Origin of the sequence: Simplicispira suum, from assembly GCF_003008595.1 — a bacterium.
GTDB classification, from domain to species: domain Bacteria; phylum Pseudomonadota; class Gammaproteobacteria; order Burkholderiales; family Burkholderiaceae_C; genus Simplicispira; species Simplicispira suum.
Window position 1 is genome coordinate 1,992,176 of the sequence record NZ_CP027669.1, and the last position, 17,637, is coordinate 2,009,812.

Sequence of the window (17,637 nt, forward strand, 5' to 3'; positions counted from 1 at the left end):
CCCTGCTTCTCGGAGACAACCCATGAGCCATTTCCTTGACCGCCTTACCCATTTTTCGCAACCGCGCGAATCGTTTTCCGGAGGGCACGGCGTAACCACCGCTGAAGACCGCACTTGGGAAGACGCCTACCGAAACCGCTGGGCGCACGACAAAATCGTACGCAGCACGCACGGCGTGAACTGCACCGGGTCATGCTCGTGGAAGATCTACGTCAAGGGTGGCATCGTTACCTGGGAAACGCAGCAGACCGACTATCCGCGCACGCGTTGGGACATGCCCAACCACGAGCCGCGCGGTTGTTCGCGCGGCGCCAGCTACAGCTGGTATCTGTACAGTGCCAACCGCGTCAAATACCCGATGATTCGCGCCCGCCTGCTCAAGCACTGGCGCGAAGCGCGCCTGACGTTGGCGCCGGTGGAAGCCTGGGCCGCCGTAGTGCAAGACGAAACCAAGCGGCGCGACTACCAGAGCGTGCGGGGGCTGGGCGGCATGGTGCGATCCACCTGGGACGAGGTGAACGAGCTGATTGCCGCAGCCAACATCTACACCATCCAGCAGCACGGTGCCGACCGGATCATTGGCTTCTCGCCCATTCCGGCGATGTCGATGATCAGCTACGCCTCGGGTTCGCGCTACATGTCGCTGATTGGCGGCGTGAACATGAGTTTTTACGACTGGTACTGTGACCTCCCCCCCAGCAGTCCGCAGGTCTGGGGCGAGCAGACCGACGTGCCCGAATCGGCCGACTGGTACAACTCCGGCTACATCATTGCGTGGGGCTCCAACGTGCCGCAGACGCGGACACCGGACGCCCACTTCTTCACTGAGGTGCGCTACAAGGGCACGAAGACGGTTGCTATCACGCCCGACTATTCCGAGGTTGCCAAGCTTTCCGACATGTGGGTGCATCCCAAGCAGGGCACCGACGCCGCCGTCGCCATGGCGATGGGCCACGTCATCCTGAAAGACTTCTACTTTGGCGGCAACGGCCAGCCGCGGTCGGCCTACTTTGACGACTACGCACGCCGCTATACCGATCTGCCGATGCTGGTGATGTTAAAGGAGCACACGCTAGAGAACGGCACCACCTGCCTGGTTCCTGATCGCTACGTGCGTGCCAGCGACTTTGCTGATCAGCTCGGCCAGGAGAACAATCCGGACTGGAAAACGGTCGCCCTGGACACAGGCGGACAGGTGGTTGTTCCGCAGGGCGCCATCGGCTTTCGCTGGGGCCCGGACGGGCGTGCCGATACCGGTCAGTGGAACCTGGAAGCCAAGGAGGCGCGCAATGGCAATGACGTCTCGCTCAAACTATCGGTAATGGAAGGCGAGGACGGCGTGGAAAGCACCGCGACCGACAGCGCCCAGGTGGGTTTTCCGTATTTTGGCGGTATCCAGCACGAGCATTTTCCGAACAACGAGCAAAGCGACGTGCTGGTGCGCACCGTCCCGGTGCAGCGTATTGCGGTTGGAAGCGGCGAAGCATTGGTTGCCACGGTGTTTGACCTGCAGGTGGCGCAGTACGGCATTGCCCGTGGTTTTGCGGGCGAGATGGCAGCCGCTGACTTTGACGACAACACGCCCTACACGCCCGCCTGGCAGGAGCAGATCACCGGCGTGCCCCGCGACCAGATCATCACGGTGGCGCGCCAGTTCGCCGAAAATGCGCACAAGACCGAAGGCCGTTCGATGGTCATCATCGGCGCCGGCATGAACCACTGGTACCACAGTGACATGAACTACCGTGGCGTCATCAACATGCTGATGATGTGCGGCTGCATCGGCAAGAGCGGCGGTGGTTGGTCGCACTACGTGGGCCAGGAAAAACTGCGCCCACAGACCGGCTGGACGCCGCTGGCCTTCGCGCTCGACTGGATCCGCCCACCGCGCCAGATGAACAGCACCAGCTTTTTCTATGCCCACACCGACCAGTGGCGCTATGAAAAACTGGGCGTGGACGAGGTGCTTTCGCCGTTGGCCGACAAGAAGCTCTACACCGGCAGCATGATCGACTACAACGTGCGCGCCGAACGCATGGGCTGGCTGCCCAGCGCGCCGCAGCTGCAGACGCATCCGATGAAGGTAGTCAAGGATGCACAGGCTGTTGGCATGGACCCCAAGGATTACGTGGTCAAGTCGCTCAAAGACGGGTCACTGAAGCTGAGCTGCGAAGACCCCGACCACCCGGCCAACTGGCCGCGCAACATGTTTGTCTGGCGTTCGAACATCATTGGTTCGTCGGGCAAGGGCCATGAGTACTTTTTGAAGCATCTGCTGGGCACCGACAACGGCGTGCAGGGCAAAGACCTGGGCAAGGAAGAGGCCAAGCCCGAAGAGGTGGTTTGGCACAACAAGGCGCCTGAAGGCAAGCTCGATTTGCTGGTCACGCTCGACTTTCGCATGAGCACCACCTGCCTGTACTCGGACATCGTGCTGCCCACAGCCACCTGGTACGAGAAAAATGACCTCAACACCAGCGACATGCATCCCTTTATCCATCCGCTGTCCACTGCGGTGGACCCGGTGTGGCAATCGAAAAGCGACTGGGAAATCTACAAGGGTTTCGCCAAAAAATTCAGCGAGCTGTGCGTCGGCCACCTGGGGATTGAGCAAGAGATGGTGCTCACCCCCATGCAGCACGACTCACCTGGTGAACTGGCGCAGCCGTTTGACGTGAAGGACTGGAAGCGTGGCGAGTGCGAGTTGATTCCCGGCAGGACCGCGCCGCAGATGCAGGTGATCGAGCGCGACTACCCCAACGTCTACAAGCGCTTCACCGCTGTGGGTCCGCTGCTCAACAAGATTGGCAATGGCGGCAAGGGCATTTCCTGGGACACGAAGACCGAAGTGACGCAACTCGGCCAGCTGAGCGGCGTGGTGACCGAGCCCGGCGTAACGCAGGGCATGCCGCGCATCCAGAGCGACATCGACGCCTGCGAAATGGTGTTGCAGCTGGCCCCCGAGACCAATGGCCATGTGGCAGTCAAGGCCTGGGCGGCGCTGAGCAAGCAGACCGGGCGTGACCACACGCATCTGGCGCTGCACCGCGAAGACGAGAAAATTCGCTTCCGCGACATCCAGGCGCAGCCGCGCAAGATCATCAGCTCGCCGACCTGGAGTGGAATTGAGTCGGAAACCGTGTCCTATAACGCTGGCTATACCAACGTGCACGAGTACATCCCGTGGCGCACACTCACCGGCCGCCAGCATTTCTATCAGGACCATCCATGGATGATTGCCTTTGGCGAGGGCTTTGCCAGCTACCGTCCGCCGGTGAACCTGAAGGCGACGGCGGGCGTGCACAACATTCGCAGCAATGGCAACACCGAAATCTTGCTGAACTTCATCACGCCGCACCAGAAGTGGGGCATCCACTCGACCTACACCGATAACCTGATCATGCTCACGCTCAGCCGGGGCGGACCGATCATCTGGCTGAGCGAAGACGACGCCAAAGCCATTGGTGTGGAGGATAACGACTGGATTGAGGCCTACAACGTCAACGGCGCGATTGCGGCGCGGGCGGTGGTCAGCCAGCGCGTCAAGCCCGGCATGGTCATCATGTACCACGCCCAGGAGAAAATTGTGAACACCCCAGGTTCGGAAATTACCGGCACGCGCGGTGGCATCCACAATTCTGTGACACGTGTGGTGCTCAAGCCCACGCACATGATTGGCGGCTACGCACAACTGTCTTACGGCTTCAACTACTACGGAACCATCGGGACCAACCGCGACGAGTTCGTCGTGGTGCGCAAGATGGACAAAGTGGACTGGCTGGATACGCCACGGGAAGACGATCGCGCCTTCGCGGTGCAGCAACAGGGAGAGTCGGCATGAAAATTCGCGCGCAAATCGGCATGGTGCTGAATCTGGACAAGTGCATCGGCTGCCACACCTGTTCGGTGACCTGCAAGAACGTCTGGACCAGCCGCCCTGGTATGGAATACGCATGGTTCAACAACGTCGAGACCAAGCCCGGCATTGGCTACCCCAAGGAATGGGAAAACCAGGACAAATGGAACGGCGGCTGGGTGCGCAAGGCCGACGGCTCCATTGAGCCGCGCCAGGGCGGCAAATGGAAGCTGCTGATGCGTCTGTTCGCCAACCCGAACATGCCGCAGATCGACGACTACTACGAGCCCTTCACCTTCGATTACGACCACCTGCAGTCGGCGCCCGAGATGAAGGCCACGCCTACGGCACGGCCGCGAAGCCTGATCACGGGCAAGCGCATGGAGAAAATCGAGTGGGGCCCGAACTGGGAAGAAATTCTGGGGGGCGAGTTTTCCAAGCGCAGCAAGGACGCTAACCTCGACAGTTTCGAGCAGGTCCAGAAGGACATGGTGGGGCAGTTCGAAAACACCTTCATGATGTATTTGCCGCGGCTGTGTGAGCATTGCCTCAACCCCGCCTGTGTGGCGTCCTGCCCTTCGGGCTCGATCTACAAGCGTGAGGAAGACGGCATCGTGCTGATCGACCAGGACAAGTGCCGTGGCTGGCGCATGTGCGTCTCCGGCTGCCCGTACAAGAAGATTTACTACAACTGGAAGAGCGGCAAGGCCGAGAAGTGCACGTTCTGCTACCCGCGCATCGAGGCCGGTCAGCCTACCGTCTGCTCGGAAACCTGCGTGGGCCGCATTCGCTATCTGGGAGTGCTTTTGTACGACGCGGACCGCGTCCAGGAAGCCGCCAGCGTAGAGCGCGATCGGGATTTGTATCAGGCCCAGCTCGACATCTTCCTCGATCCGCACGACCCGGTTGTCATTGAGCAGGCGCGTCGTGACGGTATCCCTGAGGCGTGGCTGGAAGGCGCCCGCAGGAGCCCGGTCTACAAAATGGCCGTGGACTGGAAAGTGGCGCTGCCGCTGCACCCTGAGTACCGTACGCTGCCCATGGTTTGGTATGTGCCGCCGCTCTCGCCCATCACCTCGGCGGCCAACGCCGGCAAGATCGGCGTCAATGGCGAGCTGCCCGACATTGCCGAGATGCGTATCCCGGTGCAATACCTGGCCAACCTGCTGACTGCGGGCGACACCGCGCCAGTTGTGCGCGCGCTGCAGCGCATGCTGGCAATGCGTGCGTACCAGCGCAGCAAGCACGTGGACAACGAACAGAACCTCGCCGTGTTGGAGCAGGTCGGTCTCACCATGGCAGAGGTCGAGGACATGTACCACATCATGGCGATTGCCAACTACGAAGATCGGTTTGTGATTCCCACAACGCACCGGGAATACGCCGAGAACGCCTTCGACGTGCGCGGTGGCTGCGGCTTCACTTTTGGCAACGGTTGCTCCGAAGGCAGCAGCGAGGTCAGCCTGTTTGGTGGCAGCAAGAAGCGCACCATTCCGATCAAGATGGAGGTGTAGGCATGGCGCTGTTCAATCACACCCCCCACGCCAGCAAAAGCCTGCGCGTGCTGGCACGTCTGCTGGGTTATCCGGACGCCGATCTGCGCACCCACTTGCCCGAGCTGCGCGCTGCGCTGCACGAAGAGAAGGCCTTGGCTGCACCGCGCCTGGCCGAGCTGGAAGCGCTCATCGAGACACTCAGCCGCAAGGCTGTGTTGGATATCGAATCCGACTATGTCGAGCTGTTTGACCGTGGCCGGGCCACGTCGCTGCACTTGTTCGAGCACGTGCACGGCGATTCGCGCGACCGGGGGCCGGCCATGATCGATCTGGCCAAGACCTACGAGCAAACCGGCCTGTTTCTGGGCGAGGGCGAACTGCCCGATTTTCTGCCGGTGGTGTTGGAGTTCACATCCACGCTGGCGCCGCGCCAGGCACGCGAGTTCCTGAGCGAGATGGCGCACATCTTCAATGCCATCTTCGCTGCGCTCCAACAGCGGGAAAGCCCGTACGCCGCCGTGCTCGGTGCTTTGCTGGAGTTGTCCGGTGAGAAAGCCTCGCCGGTCGATATCGCACCCGAGGAGTCCATTGACGCCGTCTGGGAGGAGCCTGTCGTGTTCGACGGCTGCTCATCGAAGGGCCAAGCACGGCCCGACCAGGCCCAACCCATCCACATCGTGCCCAAATCTGCCCGCCAGGCACTCTCTTCCCTAGGAGCACAGCCATGACTTCCCTGAACGGTTTTCTCTTTGGGGTCTACCCCTACATTTGTCTGACGGTGTTTTTGCTCGGCAGCCTGCTGCGTTTCGACCGCGACCAATACACCTGGAAAAGCGACTCGTCGCAAATGCTGCGGACCGGTTTGCTGCGCTGGGGCAGCAATCTGTTCCACGTCGGCATCCTGTTCCTGTTCTTTGGTCACTTGGTCGGGTTGCTGGCGCCGCACGCTTTTTATGCGCACTTCCTGGAAGCCTCGGTGAAGCAAAAAATCGCCATCTACTCGGGCGGCACCTTTGGGGTGCTGTGCTTCATTGGCCTGACGATGCTGATCTATCGCCGCATGTTTGATGAACGCATTCGCTACACCAGCCACAAAACCGACTTGGCGATCCTGCTTATCCTGTGGGTTCAGCTGGTTGTGGGCCTGATTACGTTGCCGTTTTCGTGGGCGCATTCAGATGGCAGCGTCATGCTGATCCTGGCCGATTGGGCGCAGCGCATCCTGACACTGCGTACGGTCGATGCCGAGGTGTTGGCGGGTCTCCCTTGGCCTTACCTGGTGCATATCGTGTTTGGCATGACGATCTTCTTGTTGTTCCCGTTCAGCCGTCTGGTGCATGTGTGGAGCGGCTTTGCATCGGTCGGCTACCTCCTGCGCCCGTACCAAATCGTGCGCAGCCGGCGCCTCCACGTGGGCGTCACCACCCGCTCGTCGCATGCGCCGAAGCCGGTGCAGGCAAGTCATCCTGCTGCTCCGTCAAAAGGAAAATTCTCGTGAGTATTTCCCCCCCAGTCTCCCCGCTGGCAGATGCCGGCAGTTGTGGCAGCGGATGTGGTTGTGGCAACGCCACTGCCAGCGCCCCAGCACTCAGCGCGCAAGACATGCTCACTGCCACCATCAATCGCATCGCCTTGCATGCGCAGGGGCAGCGCCCTGAAGCTGGCGAACTGCGCGAGCTTGCCTATGCCGAGCTGCTGCGCCAGCGCGCAGTCTCGCTTGGGCTCCTGCCCGAGCACACCGGGCCCATGGCGCCTGAACTGAGCGAATCCGAACGCCAGATCCTGGAGGCCATGGTTGATCGCGAAGTCAGCAGCCCGCAGCCCGAAGAGGTTGAATGCCAGCGCTACCACCAGGCCCACGCTTGTGAGTTCACGGTCGGACAGGCGCTGCACATGCGGCATATCCTGTTTGCGGTCACGCCTGGAATCAACGTACAGGCCCTGGCCGTGCACGCTGAAAAAGCACTGCTTGAACTGACCCACAAGGACACCCCGCCAGATCGTTTCGCTAAACGTGCTGCGGAGTTGTCCAACTGCCCCACCAGCAGCCAGGGTGGCGATTTGGGTTGGGTCGGTCCGGACGACTGCGCTCCCGAGCTGGCCAAAGCGCTGTTTCACCAGTCGCACAACCAGAGCGGCGTGGGCGTGCATCCGACGCTGGTGCACAGCCGGTTTGGTTTTCACATTGTCGAAGTGCTGGAGCGCCGGGCGGGGACAGAGCCGACCTATGCCGAGGTGCGCGAGCGCATTGCACGCCTGCTGGCAATGCAGTCCCGTGCCCGCGCGTTGTACCAATACATGGCTTTGCTCGCTGGCGAGGCCGAGCTCGAAAATATCGTTCTCGACGCGGCCGATTCTCCCTTGGTGCAGTAGGCATGGGCCTGCAGGGCGGCGCCAGCGGAGAAGATTGCGACAGTAGCGCGGCGGGCGGTGACGATCTGCTGTTGCGACTGCGCAGTTTCAAGTCCGACTATTTTCCTCTGCACCAGCAGCGCTTTCAGGACTTGGTGGCCGAGGGTCAGCACCCCACCACCCTGTTCATTGGATGCTCCGATTCGCGCCTGCTGCCCTATCTGCTGACGGGTGCCGGACCGGGCGAACTGTTTTTGGTGCGCAACGTTGGCGCCTTTGTGCCGCCCTACGACGGCTCATACGGCCACCATGGCACGGCAGCTGCGATCGAGTTTGCGGTGCTTAGCCTGCAGGTAGGGCACATCATCGTCTGTGGACATAGCCACTGCGGTGCGATCAAGGCGCTGTATGAAGAAGTCCCGGCGGAGGCCAACAACTTGCGCCGCTGGCTCGATCTGGGACGCGATGCCGCATTGCCGGTGGTTCCCACTCCGGACGCACTGCGCCGCACAGAACAGCGTGCCGTGGTGCTGCAGCTCGAACGTTTAATGGACTATCCCATGGTGCGCAGGCGCGTGGTAGCGGGCCAGATCAGCTTGCACGGCTGGCATTGCGTCATTGAAGACGGTGAAGTCCACGTGTTCGACGTCCAGAGCGGTCGCTTTGTCGCGGCGTCCGTGGCCACGCACAGTGGTACAGGGCCATACCATCCTTACGTCGAGCACGACGGGCAGGTCTTGTCGGATGAAAACCCTTAGTCGAGCAGAAAATTGTAAAAAGATTCTCTGCGAGAAATTTGCTCTAAGTGCGCGCCAGGCTTGAGATCGTCCTGTTTTTTCTATGCGAGCTAGCACAAAAGGGGAAGACCGCTTGGGATGCCTGGCTCGCCTGAAAAGGCTAAACTGAGCTCGCTTTCCGAGCCCACTTTTCACGGTGGGTGGACTTCGCCCGACGCGCTGTGCAGCGCGTTTTTGTCATATTACCTACGGACTCCACCATGAAGAGAGAAGACCTGGGCCGCGCGCAAGACGTCACGGCCATCCAGCCCATCAGCCTTGATGTACTGCAGGAAAAATATCTCAAACCGGGCGAGACCAGCGTCGAAGACCTCTTTCGCCGTGTAGCGCGTGCACTGGCTTCTGTTGAAGCCGAGGGCGAGCGGGAAAAGTACGAAGCCCTGTTCCTGGCCAACATGCATGCAGGCGCGATTGGCGCCGGACGCATCATGAGCGCCGCTGGCACCACCATTCAGGCGACGCTGATCAACTGCTTCGTTCAGCCCGTGGGCGACTGCATCCAGGGGATGGACGACGAAGGATTTCCTGGCATTTACGAGGCGCTGCGCGAGGCTGCCGAAACCATGCGGCGCGGCGGTGGCGTTGGCTACGATTTTTCGCGCATTCGCCCGCGCGGGGCCGAGGTCAAAGGCACGCATTCAATGGCGTCCGGGCCATGCAGCTACATCAACGTGTTCGATCAGTCCTGCTCCACGGTGGAAAGCGCGGGCGCGCGGCGTGGTGCACAGATGGGCGTGCTGCGCATTGATCACCCGGATGTGATGGATTTCATCACCGCGAAGCGCACGCCGGGTCGTTGGAACAATTTCAATGTGTCGGTGGGGGTGAGTGACGCCTTCGTGCAGGCCGTGCTGGATGATCAGCCCTGGGAGCTGGTACACAAGGCGCGCCCTGGGGCCACGGTGATGGGTACGGGCGCCTATCAGCGCGCCGACGGCAAATGGGTGTACGCAAGCCTGCCCGCGCGCGAGCTGTGGGACACCATCATGAAGTCGACCTACGACTTCGCAGAGCCCGGCATCCTTTTCCTGGATCAGATCAACACCGACAACAACCTGCACTATTGCGAGGACATCAACGCCACCAATCCTTGTGGCGAGCAGCCGCTGCCATCGTATGGCTGCTGCGATCTGGGTCCCATCATTCTGACGCGTTTCGTGCGCCATCCGTTTGGCTTTGACGGTGTTCCCGCGTTTGATTTTGCCGCCTTTGAAAAATCCGTGGCTTTGCAGGTGCGCGCCCTGGACAACGTGCTTGACGTCACGTTCTGGCCCTTGCCGCAGCAGCGCGACGAGGCCCATGCCAAGCGCCGCATTGGTGTCGGCTTCACCGGCATGGGCAACACCCTGGCCATGCTCTGCGTTCGTTACGACAAGGACGAAGGTCGCGCGATGGCGGCACGCATCGCCGAGCACATGCGCGATGCCGCGTATTCCGCGTCGGTGGATCTGGCGATTGAAAAGGGCCGTTTCCCCAAGTTCGACGCCGACGGCTATCTGGCCAGAGGCACCTTCGCCAGCCGCCTGCCCGAGGCCCTGCGCGCGCGCATTCGCGAACACGGCATACGCAACAGCCATTTGTTGTCGATTGCGCCCACGGGAACGGTGAGCCTGGCCTTTGCCGACAACGCGTCCAACGGCATCGAGCCGCCGTTCTCCTGGATGTACAAACGCCGCAAGCGCGAGGCCGATGGTTCCATGGCCGAGTACGCGGTAGAAGACCACGCCTGGCGCCTGTACCGCGAGCTGGGCGGTGACGTGAACCAGTTGCCCGACTACTTTGTCTCGGCGCTGGAAATGTCGGCCGAGGGCCACATTGCCATGATGAAGACGGTGCAGCCCTTCGTGGACACAGCCATCTCCAAAACGGTCAACATCCCGGCCGACTACCCCTACGAAGACTTCAAGGGTCTGTACCTGCAAGCCTGGCGCGCCAAGCTCAAGGGCTTGGCCACCTATCGACCGAACAGCATCCTCGGTTCGGTGCTGGAGACGCATGCCGCTCCCGGCAGCGAAGTGGCCTCCGCGCCCGAAACAGCGCCTGTGGACCCCATGCGCACGGTGATCGAAAGCCGCCCCAAAGGGGCGCTCTCTGCGGTCGCCGAAAAGGTGGATTACTGGACGCAGGAGGGGCAGAAGCGTTTGTATCTGGTGGTGTCCTTCTTGCCAGTACCTGATCCTGAGACCGGTGGCCTGATCGATCGCGCCATTGAATTCTTCATGCCTGTCGGCCAGAGCGGCGAATCGCAGCAATGGGTGACGTCCAGCATGCGGTTGCTCTCGCTGGCCGCGCGCGGCGGCTTCCTGGAGCGCGCGCTCAGCGACATGCGGAAAGTGGCTTGGGATCGCGGCCCGGTACGCTTGGGGACACACCAGAAGGCCGACGGAACCGTGGTGCCGATGTGGCACGACTCGGAGGTCGCTGCCATCGCCTATGCGGTCCAGAACATTTTGGCGCGCCGTGCCCGGCCGGTCCCTGGCGACGAAGAGTTGCCCGTAGGCGAGGCTGCGCTGGCCGCCGTTTCGCCCGTCATGGCCGGCAAGAAGTGCACCGAATGCGGCGCCCACGCCATGATTCGCAAGGACGGCTGCGACTACTGCACCCAGTGCGGCCACCTGGGCAGCTGCGGCTGAACCTGCCGCATTGCGCGTGTCCGGTCCGCCGGCTCCAGCCAAGCCCTCTGCCGAGACGCGCGCGCGGCTGGACTTGCGCTGGCGTGGGGCGCATCTGCTGATCGCGCCGCATCGACTGGCTTTTTTTCTTGCCATGCTGGTGCTGGCTGGAGCATCGCTGTGGTGGGCGCTGATCCAGACGTCGCGCGTGGCCGGCGCTGCAGCGATGGAGCCGGTACTGCCTGCTGCGTTGGCGCACGGCGCGCTCATGGTGTTCGGCTTTTTTCCGCTCTTCTTTTCGGGTTTCCTCTTTACCGCCGGGCCCAAATGGCTGCGCGTACCGCCCTGGCCGGTGCGCAGACTCCTCCCACCTTTGCTCTTGTTGTCGCTTGGCTGGTTGGCCTGGTTGCTGGGTGCCCAATGGCAGCCGTCGCTGGCGCTTGCAGGTGCCTGCTTCGCCGTCCTTGGCATGGTCTGGATCAGTCTGCTCTTCTGGGACCTGCTGCGGCAAAGCCAGGCCGAGGACCGCATGCATGCGCGCGTGATCGCCGTGGCGTTCACGGTCGGCACAGTGTGTGTCGCCGGTCTTGCACTGGCTTTGGCGCTGGGCGCGCCCAGTGTGGCCCGTTTGTTCGTTCTTGCGGGTCTCTGGGGGCTCGATGCCCTGGTCTTTGTCACCGTGGCGCACCGCATGCTGCCCTTTTTCTCACTGCCGTCCGAACACGGCGCGGGCAGTGACAACCCCTGGGGGACGCTGGGCTTGCTCGCGGGTGCGGCCGGTTTTGAGGCGCTGGCGGTATGGATGGATGCGGTGGTGCCGTACGAGTCGCGTTGGGGCGTTGCCTGGGTGCTGCTGCATGGACTGGTGGAATGCACAGTGGGCTCGGTGCTGCTTTGGCGCGCGTGGGGCTGGGCGCAGCGCCAGAGCCTGCGCAACCGCTTGTTGCGCATGTTTTTCCTGGGTTTTGTCTGGCTGGGTCTTGCATTTCTTCTGCACGGCGCGGCTCGCTGGCTCGCCCTGGCTGGCGCGCCTCAGTGGAGCCTGGGCGCCACGCACGCGCTCGGTATGGGGTGCTTGGCTTCACTGATGCTGGCGATGGTGACGCGGGTGTCTGCGGGGAACAGTGGCCGCGCGCAGGTGGCAGACGACACCGTGTGGGCGCTGTTCTGCCTGCTGCAGGCGGCGGTGGCTCTTCGCCTGATCGCCGTGCAGGCAGGCCCCGCTGCGCCGCTGGTGCTGCTGCTTGCAGCCCTGCTGTGGGCTGTAGCCATACTGGCCTGGGCGGGGCGGCTTGCCTCTTGGTACGGGCGACTGCGCCCCGACGGGCGCGCCGGATGACAATGCCGGCTATGCACAACCTGGCTTCCCACCCTGCCTTCGCCTCCGGGCAGGACTGCGCCGCCTTTGCTGCGGCGCTGATGCAGGCGCGCCAGACCATTTTGCCCAAGCGGCTGGGCGAGCCCGCGCCTACACCCACGCAGTTGGCGCAGATTTTGGCCAGCGCCGCGCACGCGCCGGACCATGGCCAATTGCTGCCCTGGCGCTTTGTGCAGGTGCCTGCTGCGGCCCGGCCCGCGCTGGCTGAGGCCTTTGGCCAGGCCCTGCAGGAGCGCGACGCGCTGGCCACACCCGAGCAGTTGGCGCAGGCGCGCGAAAAGGCCTTTCGTTCCCCGGTGCTGTTGCTGGTGGTGGTGGATCTGGCCTGCGGCGATCCCGAGATCGAGGCGGGTGAGCGCATGGTGTCGGCGGGCTGCGCCGTGCAAAACCTGCTGTTGATGGCCACCGCGCTGGGTTTTGGCTCGGCTCTGACCAGTGGCAAAGCCCTGTCCTCGGCCCCGCTGCGCACGCTGTTTGGCCTTGCTGCCGGGCAGCAGGCGCTGTGTTTCGTCAACATTGGCAGCGTGGTGTCGCCCAAGCGCGCCCGCATTCGGCCGGCCCCATCGACGTATCTGGACCTTCTGGACGTGCAGGCACGGCCTTCTGCTCAGCCCTGAGCAAGTTCGACCTATTTTTTGAACTCTGGAATCAACCCATGGAAATTTCCTGTTTTGACGATCTTTTGCAAGCCGCACGAGCGCAGGGCGAGCCCCAGCGCCTGCTGTTTGTGTTTGCTGGTGTCGAATTGCCCGACGACGCCACGCCGGCCCAACGCGAGCGCTTTGCCAGGGGCGAAGGCGGTGCGCTGGTGCCACAGATGTGTGTCGACAAGGCACCGGACGAGCTGGCGTCGTTTGACGCGCTGGTCCAGGAAGCCGCCCAGTTCGGCAAGGACTGGATTCTGGTGTTTGCCGCTGCCATGTCAGGTAGCTTGAACCGCGCGCCCACCAGCAGCGACGCCGAGGTGCCGCTCGAGGGTATGGTGGATGCCATCAAGCGCGGCGTGCATTCGGGGTTGATCCCGTTTGATCGCACCGGCCACACGGTGCAGATCGATTGACGGTGGCAAGCCCTTCCCGCGGCATCCCTCTGCCTGGCTTTGGCGCGCCGGCGGTCGGTTTCGATACCCCGTTCGAGATGCTGGAAGCCTGCCACGAGCGCGTGCAGCGCACGCTGGCGCTGCAGCAGCGCCTGTGTGAGCACCTGCAAACCCAAGGCTGCGACGATTCGGCCCGCAGCGCGGCATTCGACGTGCTGCGCTACTTCGACATTGCCGCGCCACTGCACCATGAAGACGAGGAGCGCCATGTCTTTCCCGCGTTGCACGCGGCCAAGGACGAAGCCTTGCTCGCGGCCGTGGCGCAACTGCAGGCCGACCATGTTGCCATGGCGCAGCGCTGGGCGGTGGCCCGCAGCGCCTTGCTGGCGCTCTCAGGCGGTGGCATCACGCAGTTTTCTGCCGAGCAGTTGGCGGCACTGGACGCTTTTGCTGCCGGCTATGCAGACCACATCCGTACCGAAGAAGAGTGGGTCTACCCAGCCGCGCGCGCGGCCATGGACGCTGGCGCGCTGCAGGCCATGGCGCGCGACATGCGCCAGCGGCGCGGTGCAGCGCAATAAGTGCTATTTATTTTATAGCTGTTGACGCTTGTGGAATAAGAGCTGGAGGCCTATTTGATGCTTAAAATTCAGCGTCAATGCACCACCACCGGGTGCTGCGCCAGCCCGGTATAGCCTTCCAGCGTGTCCTCCACCTCTTCCTGGGTCGGCGCATCGCGCTGCCAGGCCAGGATCTGGAGCTGGAACATCTCGGCCCAGGAGCCGTCGAGATAGACCTCCTTGCCGGTGCGTTTGTCGACAATTTCAAACCCGTGGCGCGCCAACTGCAACGGCGCCGGCCCGTCGTCGGAGGAAACCTCCACGCGGTCGGCATCGGGCAGCATGTGCACCACCACAAAAGAATCCGAGTCGTAGAGCATGTTCATGGCGTTCCTCCTGCGCTTGTAGTCATTGTCAGATGGATTCGATGCGCCAGAGTTCAAGCGCTCACAATGACTGCACGGCTTGTCTGTTTGCGCCTACAGCGTGGCCTCGATCCGACAATGCGCCTTCTCAAGGTGCTTCGTGCCCGCTCAGGTTCAGCTCGACGAAGTCGCCATTGGCCTCGGTGATGCGAATGCGCGCGGGCAGGTAGCCCAGTTCGGGGGCCAGCCAGACCTGGGCTTTCTGGTCGTAGTCGCGCCGGGGCAGGCGCTGCAATTGCACGGTGCGCATCGTGCCGACCGGCAGTTCCAGCGCTTCTTCGCCCTCGACGGTGAAAGTCCAGACGTCGGCCGCGCGGGCGCTTACCGTCGTCATCGCGATCCGCGTGCCGGCAGGGTAGTGCTCGGGTGCGGCGGCCAGCATGCTGGCCAGTTGCAGGAACACGCTCAGCCGGTCTTGCGCACCCGGCTCGATCGGAGCGGCCGGCGTGTTGGCGCTGAAAGTGACCTGCCCCTTGGCAAAGTCGAAATGCGCGGCGCGCTCGCTGCGCGAGCGGTCGCCAAAACGCCGTGGCTGCAGGCCGCGCTCCGTAACGCTACCGACGCTGCTCTGTGATCGCGAGCCCAGAAAAATCACTTTCACTTCCTGGTGGGCGCTGTAGCTGGTGGCGTCGTGCTGCCAGAGCAGCTCAGCCTGCGCGTTGTAGCCAAAACCACGCGCCTTGCCGGTGACCTCGAAGCTCAGGCGCGCAGGTGGTGGGAGCTTGACCGGGGGCGGGTTGTCTCCCGCTGTGGGCGGAGGGCTTTCCTGTTCAGGGGCAGACGCCGCGCGCACGGGGGTTTCGGCGGCATGCGCGGTTGCAAGGGGCTGCGCTTCGTTCTCGCTGGAAGCGTCCAAGGCGAGCAGCTCGCTCTGGCTGGGCGCAAGCCATGGCGGGCTGGCAAGGACCGAAGGCGTTGCCGCTGGCGCGCCTTCAGCCAGATCAGTGGGAGAGGCTGCCGGGACGGGTGTTTGCGTGCGTGGGACTGCGGGCGTTTTGGCCGACGGCTTGGCCCGCTTGGGCGCCGCCCGGACCACGGGAGCGGCCACGGGGCTGAGAGCGGCGGGGGCGTTGACGGTGCGGGTCACAAACACCGGCGGTGCGCTGGCGGTGGGACGCAGGGCGCTGGCCGAGGCGCCCGAAAGCAGCAGCGCATGCAGGGCCAGCACCACGGTGGTGAGCACGAAGAGCAGGCGCCGGGGGATCATGGCTTGTGGGTCGACAACACCCTGCCACGTTACCATCCCTGCCGCGCGAGCGCGGCGCTCGCGTACCATGCGGGCGTCGTGGCACGCCTGTTGCGCCGCCGCAGCCACCATCCGCACGCCCCATGAAGCTCGCTACGTTGAAGGACGGTTCGCGCGACGGCCAGTTGGTCGTCGTCTCGCGCGATCTCGCCCAGGCCCATTACGCCACCGGCATCGCCAACCGCCTGCAGCAGGTGCTGGAAGACTGGGGATTTTTCGCCCCGCAACTACAGGACCTGTCGGACGCGCTGAACGCCGGCCGCACCCACCACGCCTTTCCCTTGGATCCGCAGCAGTGCCTGGCGCCGCTGCCGCGTGCTTACCAGTGCCTGCAGCGTGCCGAGTCATTGAGTGAAGAGACTGCGGCACGCGCCGGCATGCCCGACATGGTTCAGCTTGCCGGCGACGCAATGCTGGGCGCCTGCGCCGATATCGCTGCTGGCAGCACGGCCATGGAGATGGATTTCGGCGCTGGCCTGGCGGTCATCACCGGCGACATTGCCGCTGCCAGCACGCCGGCCCAGGCACTCGATGGCGTGCGCCTTGTGATGCTGGCCAATACCCTCAGCCTGCGGGCGCTGGAAGCGCGCGAACGCGCCGCAGGCCTGGGGCCGCTTCTCAGCCGGCCGGCGACGGCTTTCAGTCCGGTGGCAGTGACACTGGACGAACTCGGCGCCGCCTGGGACGGCGGGCGTGTCGCGCTGGCGCTGCAGGTCGGGCTGAACGGCCGCAAGTTCGGTCTGTGCGACGGCGTGGCTGGCATGCCCTGGGGGTTTGGCGAGCTTATCGCCCACGCCGCCTGCACGCGCCCGGTGCGCGCCGGCAGCATCGTCTGCAGCGGCCCCTTGGCCACAGCCGCTGGGCCGCTCGCCCAGGGCCGCGCGGAGTCGGCGCGCGGCTTCAGCAGCATGCAAGCCAAGCGCCGGGCCGAAGCGCAGGAGGCGGGGCAAGCCAGCACCGGCTACCTGCAACCGGGCGACGTGCTGCGCATGGAGATGAAAGGCAGCAGTGGTGCCAGCCTGTTTGGCGCCATTGAACAGGCCGTGGCCGAAGCCGCGCCATGGCCGCAATGAAAGATTCCGACGTCGGGCAAGGCGGCCCCGAAATGCGGGCCTACTACGCCGCCCGCGCCGAGGAATACGACGCGGTCTATTGCAAGAGCGAGCGCCAGTTCGATCTGCGCGCCATCAAGGCTTGGCTGCCAGCGCGCTTTGCGGGTGCGCAGGTGCTGGAAATCGCCTGCGGCACCGGCTACTGGACGCAATTCATCGCCCCCGTGGCGCGCAGCGTGTGGGCTCTTGACGCTGCCCCCGAGACACTGCGCGTGGCGCGCGCGCGCGGCCTGGGCGCGCATGTGCACTGGATGGCGGGCGATGCCTACGCACTGCCCATGGCCAGGCGGGTGTGGGATGCCGCCTTTGCAGGCTTCTGGTTCTCGCATGTGCCGCAGGCGCGGCGTGTGGAGTTTCTTGCAGGCCTGCACGCCTCGCTGGCCCCAGGAGCGCGCGTGGTCTTGCTGGACAACCGCTTTGTCGCCGGCAGCAGCACCCCGCTGTGCGACACCGATGCGAACGGCGATACCTGGCAGCGGCGTCCACTGCGCGATGGCTCGGTGCACCGCATCCTGAAGAACTTTCCGGATGCCCAGGAGCTGCACGCCGCAGTGCGCCAAGCAGGAGCGGCCGAAGGCAGCTTGACGCAGTGGCCGCATTACTGGGCTTACGCGTACTGCACGCCGCAGCCTGCTGCGCCGGGCCATTCGCGCTGAAAGAACGGCGGCGTCCGGTGCGCCTACTCGCGACAGGGTTCCTTGGGGAGGGATATGCCGCTCGCCGCCCAGCCGGCTACAGTGACTGGCGAGCTGGCGTTGGCCGGC

The 17,637-nt window shown here is 63.7% G+C and carries 15 protein-coding genes; 13 read left to right on the forward strand and 2 right to left on the reverse strand.

Annotated features, from left to right (window positions below):
* Positions 1-22: 22 nt before the first annotated feature.
* The 11 genes from C6571_RS09245 to C6571_RS09295 all read left to right on the forward strand — a co-directional run bounded on the left by C6571_RS09245 (position 23) and on the right by C6571_RS09295 (position 14,111).
* Positions 23-3,841, forward strand: coding sequence for a nitrate reductase subunit alpha (locus C6571_RS09245; RefSeq protein ID WP_106446433.1), 3,819 nt, complete (start codon positions 23-25; stop codon positions 3,839-3,841).
* Positions 3,838-5,370, forward strand: coding sequence for a nitrate reductase subunit beta (narH, locus tag C6571_RS09250; protein WP_106446434.1), 1,533 nt, complete (start codon positions 3,838-3,840; stop codon positions 5,368-5,370). The genes C6571_RS09245 and narH overlap by 4 nt, the downstream gene beginning before the upstream one ends.
* 2 nt (positions 5,371-5,372) lie before the next feature.
* The gene (gene narJ / locus C6571_RS09255) at positions 5,373-6,080 is read left to right on the forward strand and encodes a nitrate reductase molybdenum cofactor assembly chaperone (protein ID WP_106446435.1); all 708 of its coding nucleotides are present in this window, start codon (positions 5,373-5,375) and stop codon (positions 6,078-6,080) included.
* A complete protein-coding gene (gene narI, locus C6571_RS09260) occupies positions 6,077-6,850 on the forward strand; it encodes a respiratory nitrate reductase subunit gamma (protein ID WP_245901236.1) in 774 nt (257 codons plus the stop codon). Before narJ ends, narI begins: the two co-directional genes overlap by 4 nt.
* Positions 6,847-7,725 carry a peptidylprolyl isomerase gene (locus C6571_RS09265; protein WP_245901237.1) on the forward strand — a complete coding sequence of 293 codons (879 nt, stop codon included), beginning with the start codon at positions 6,847-6,849 and terminating at the stop codon, positions 7,723-7,725. Before narI ends, C6571_RS09265 begins: the two co-directional genes overlap by 4 nt.
* Before the next feature lie 2 nt (positions 7,726-7,727).
* A complete protein-coding gene (locus C6571_RS09270; protein ID WP_106446437.1) occupies positions 7,728-8,462 on the forward strand; it encodes a carbonic anhydrase in 735 nt (244 codons plus the stop codon).
* Positions 8,463-8,701: 239 nt separating this feature from the next.
* Positions 8,702-11,134 carry an adenosylcobalamin-dependent ribonucleoside-diphosphate reductase gene (locus C6571_RS09275; protein WP_106446438.1) on the forward strand — a complete coding sequence of 811 codons (2,433 nt, stop codon included), beginning with the start codon at positions 8,702-8,704 and terminating at the stop codon, positions 11,132-11,134.
* Between the two features lie 16 nt (positions 11,135-11,150).
* Positions 11,151-12,452 (forward strand): NnrS family protein, encoded by a 1,302-nt coding sequence (locus tag C6571_RS09280; protein ID WP_245901238.1) that lies wholly within the window; start codon positions 11,151-11,153, stop codon positions 12,450-12,452.
* Between the two features lie 2 nt (positions 12,453-12,454).
* Positions 12,455-13,108 (forward strand): nitroreductase family protein, encoded by a 654-nt coding sequence (locus C6571_RS09285; RefSeq protein WP_420852923.1) that lies wholly within the window; start codon positions 12,455-12,457, stop codon positions 13,106-13,108.
* Between the two features lie 38 nt (positions 13,109-13,146).
* The gene (locus tag C6571_RS09290) at positions 13,147-13,551 is read left to right on the forward strand and encodes a ribonucleotide reductase subunit alpha (RefSeq protein WP_106446440.1); all 405 of its coding nucleotides are present in this window, start codon (positions 13,147-13,149) and stop codon (positions 13,549-13,551) included.
* A gap of 2 nt (positions 13,552-13,553) precedes the next feature.
* A complete protein-coding gene (locus C6571_RS09295; RefSeq protein ID WP_420542623.1) occupies positions 13,554-14,111 on the forward strand; it encodes a hemerythrin domain-containing protein in 558 nt (185 codons plus the stop codon).
* Positions 14,112-14,185: 74 nt separating this feature from the next.
* Here the strand turns inward: C6571_RS09295 and C6571_RS09300 are convergent, their stop codons facing one another.
* The gene (locus C6571_RS09300; RefSeq protein WP_106446441.1) at positions 14,186-14,476 is read right to left on the reverse strand and encodes a BTH_I0359 family protein; all 291 of its coding nucleotides are present in this window, start codon (positions 14,474-14,476) and stop codon (positions 14,186-14,188) included.
* Between the two features lie 127 nt (positions 14,477-14,603).
* Positions 14,604-15,722, reverse strand: coding sequence for a DUF3108 domain-containing protein (locus C6571_RS09305; protein ID WP_338053977.1), 1,119 nt, complete (start codon positions 15,720-15,722; stop codon positions 14,604-14,606).
* A 122-nt stretch (positions 15,723-15,844) separates the two neighbouring features.
* Here C6571_RS09305 and C6571_RS09310 point away from each other — a divergent pair, with 122 nt between their 5' ends.
* Positions 15,845-16,834, forward strand: coding sequence for a fumarylacetoacetate hydrolase family protein (locus tag C6571_RS09310; RefSeq protein WP_106446442.1), 990 nt, complete (start codon positions 15,845-15,847; stop codon positions 16,832-16,834).
* A complete protein-coding gene (locus C6571_RS09315; RefSeq protein ID WP_245901239.1) occupies positions 16,822-17,529 on the forward strand; it encodes a class I SAM-dependent methyltransferase in 708 nt (235 codons plus the stop codon). The genes C6571_RS09310 and C6571_RS09315 overlap by 13 nt, the downstream gene beginning before the upstream one ends.
* Positions 17,530-17,637 lie beyond the last annotated feature (108 nt).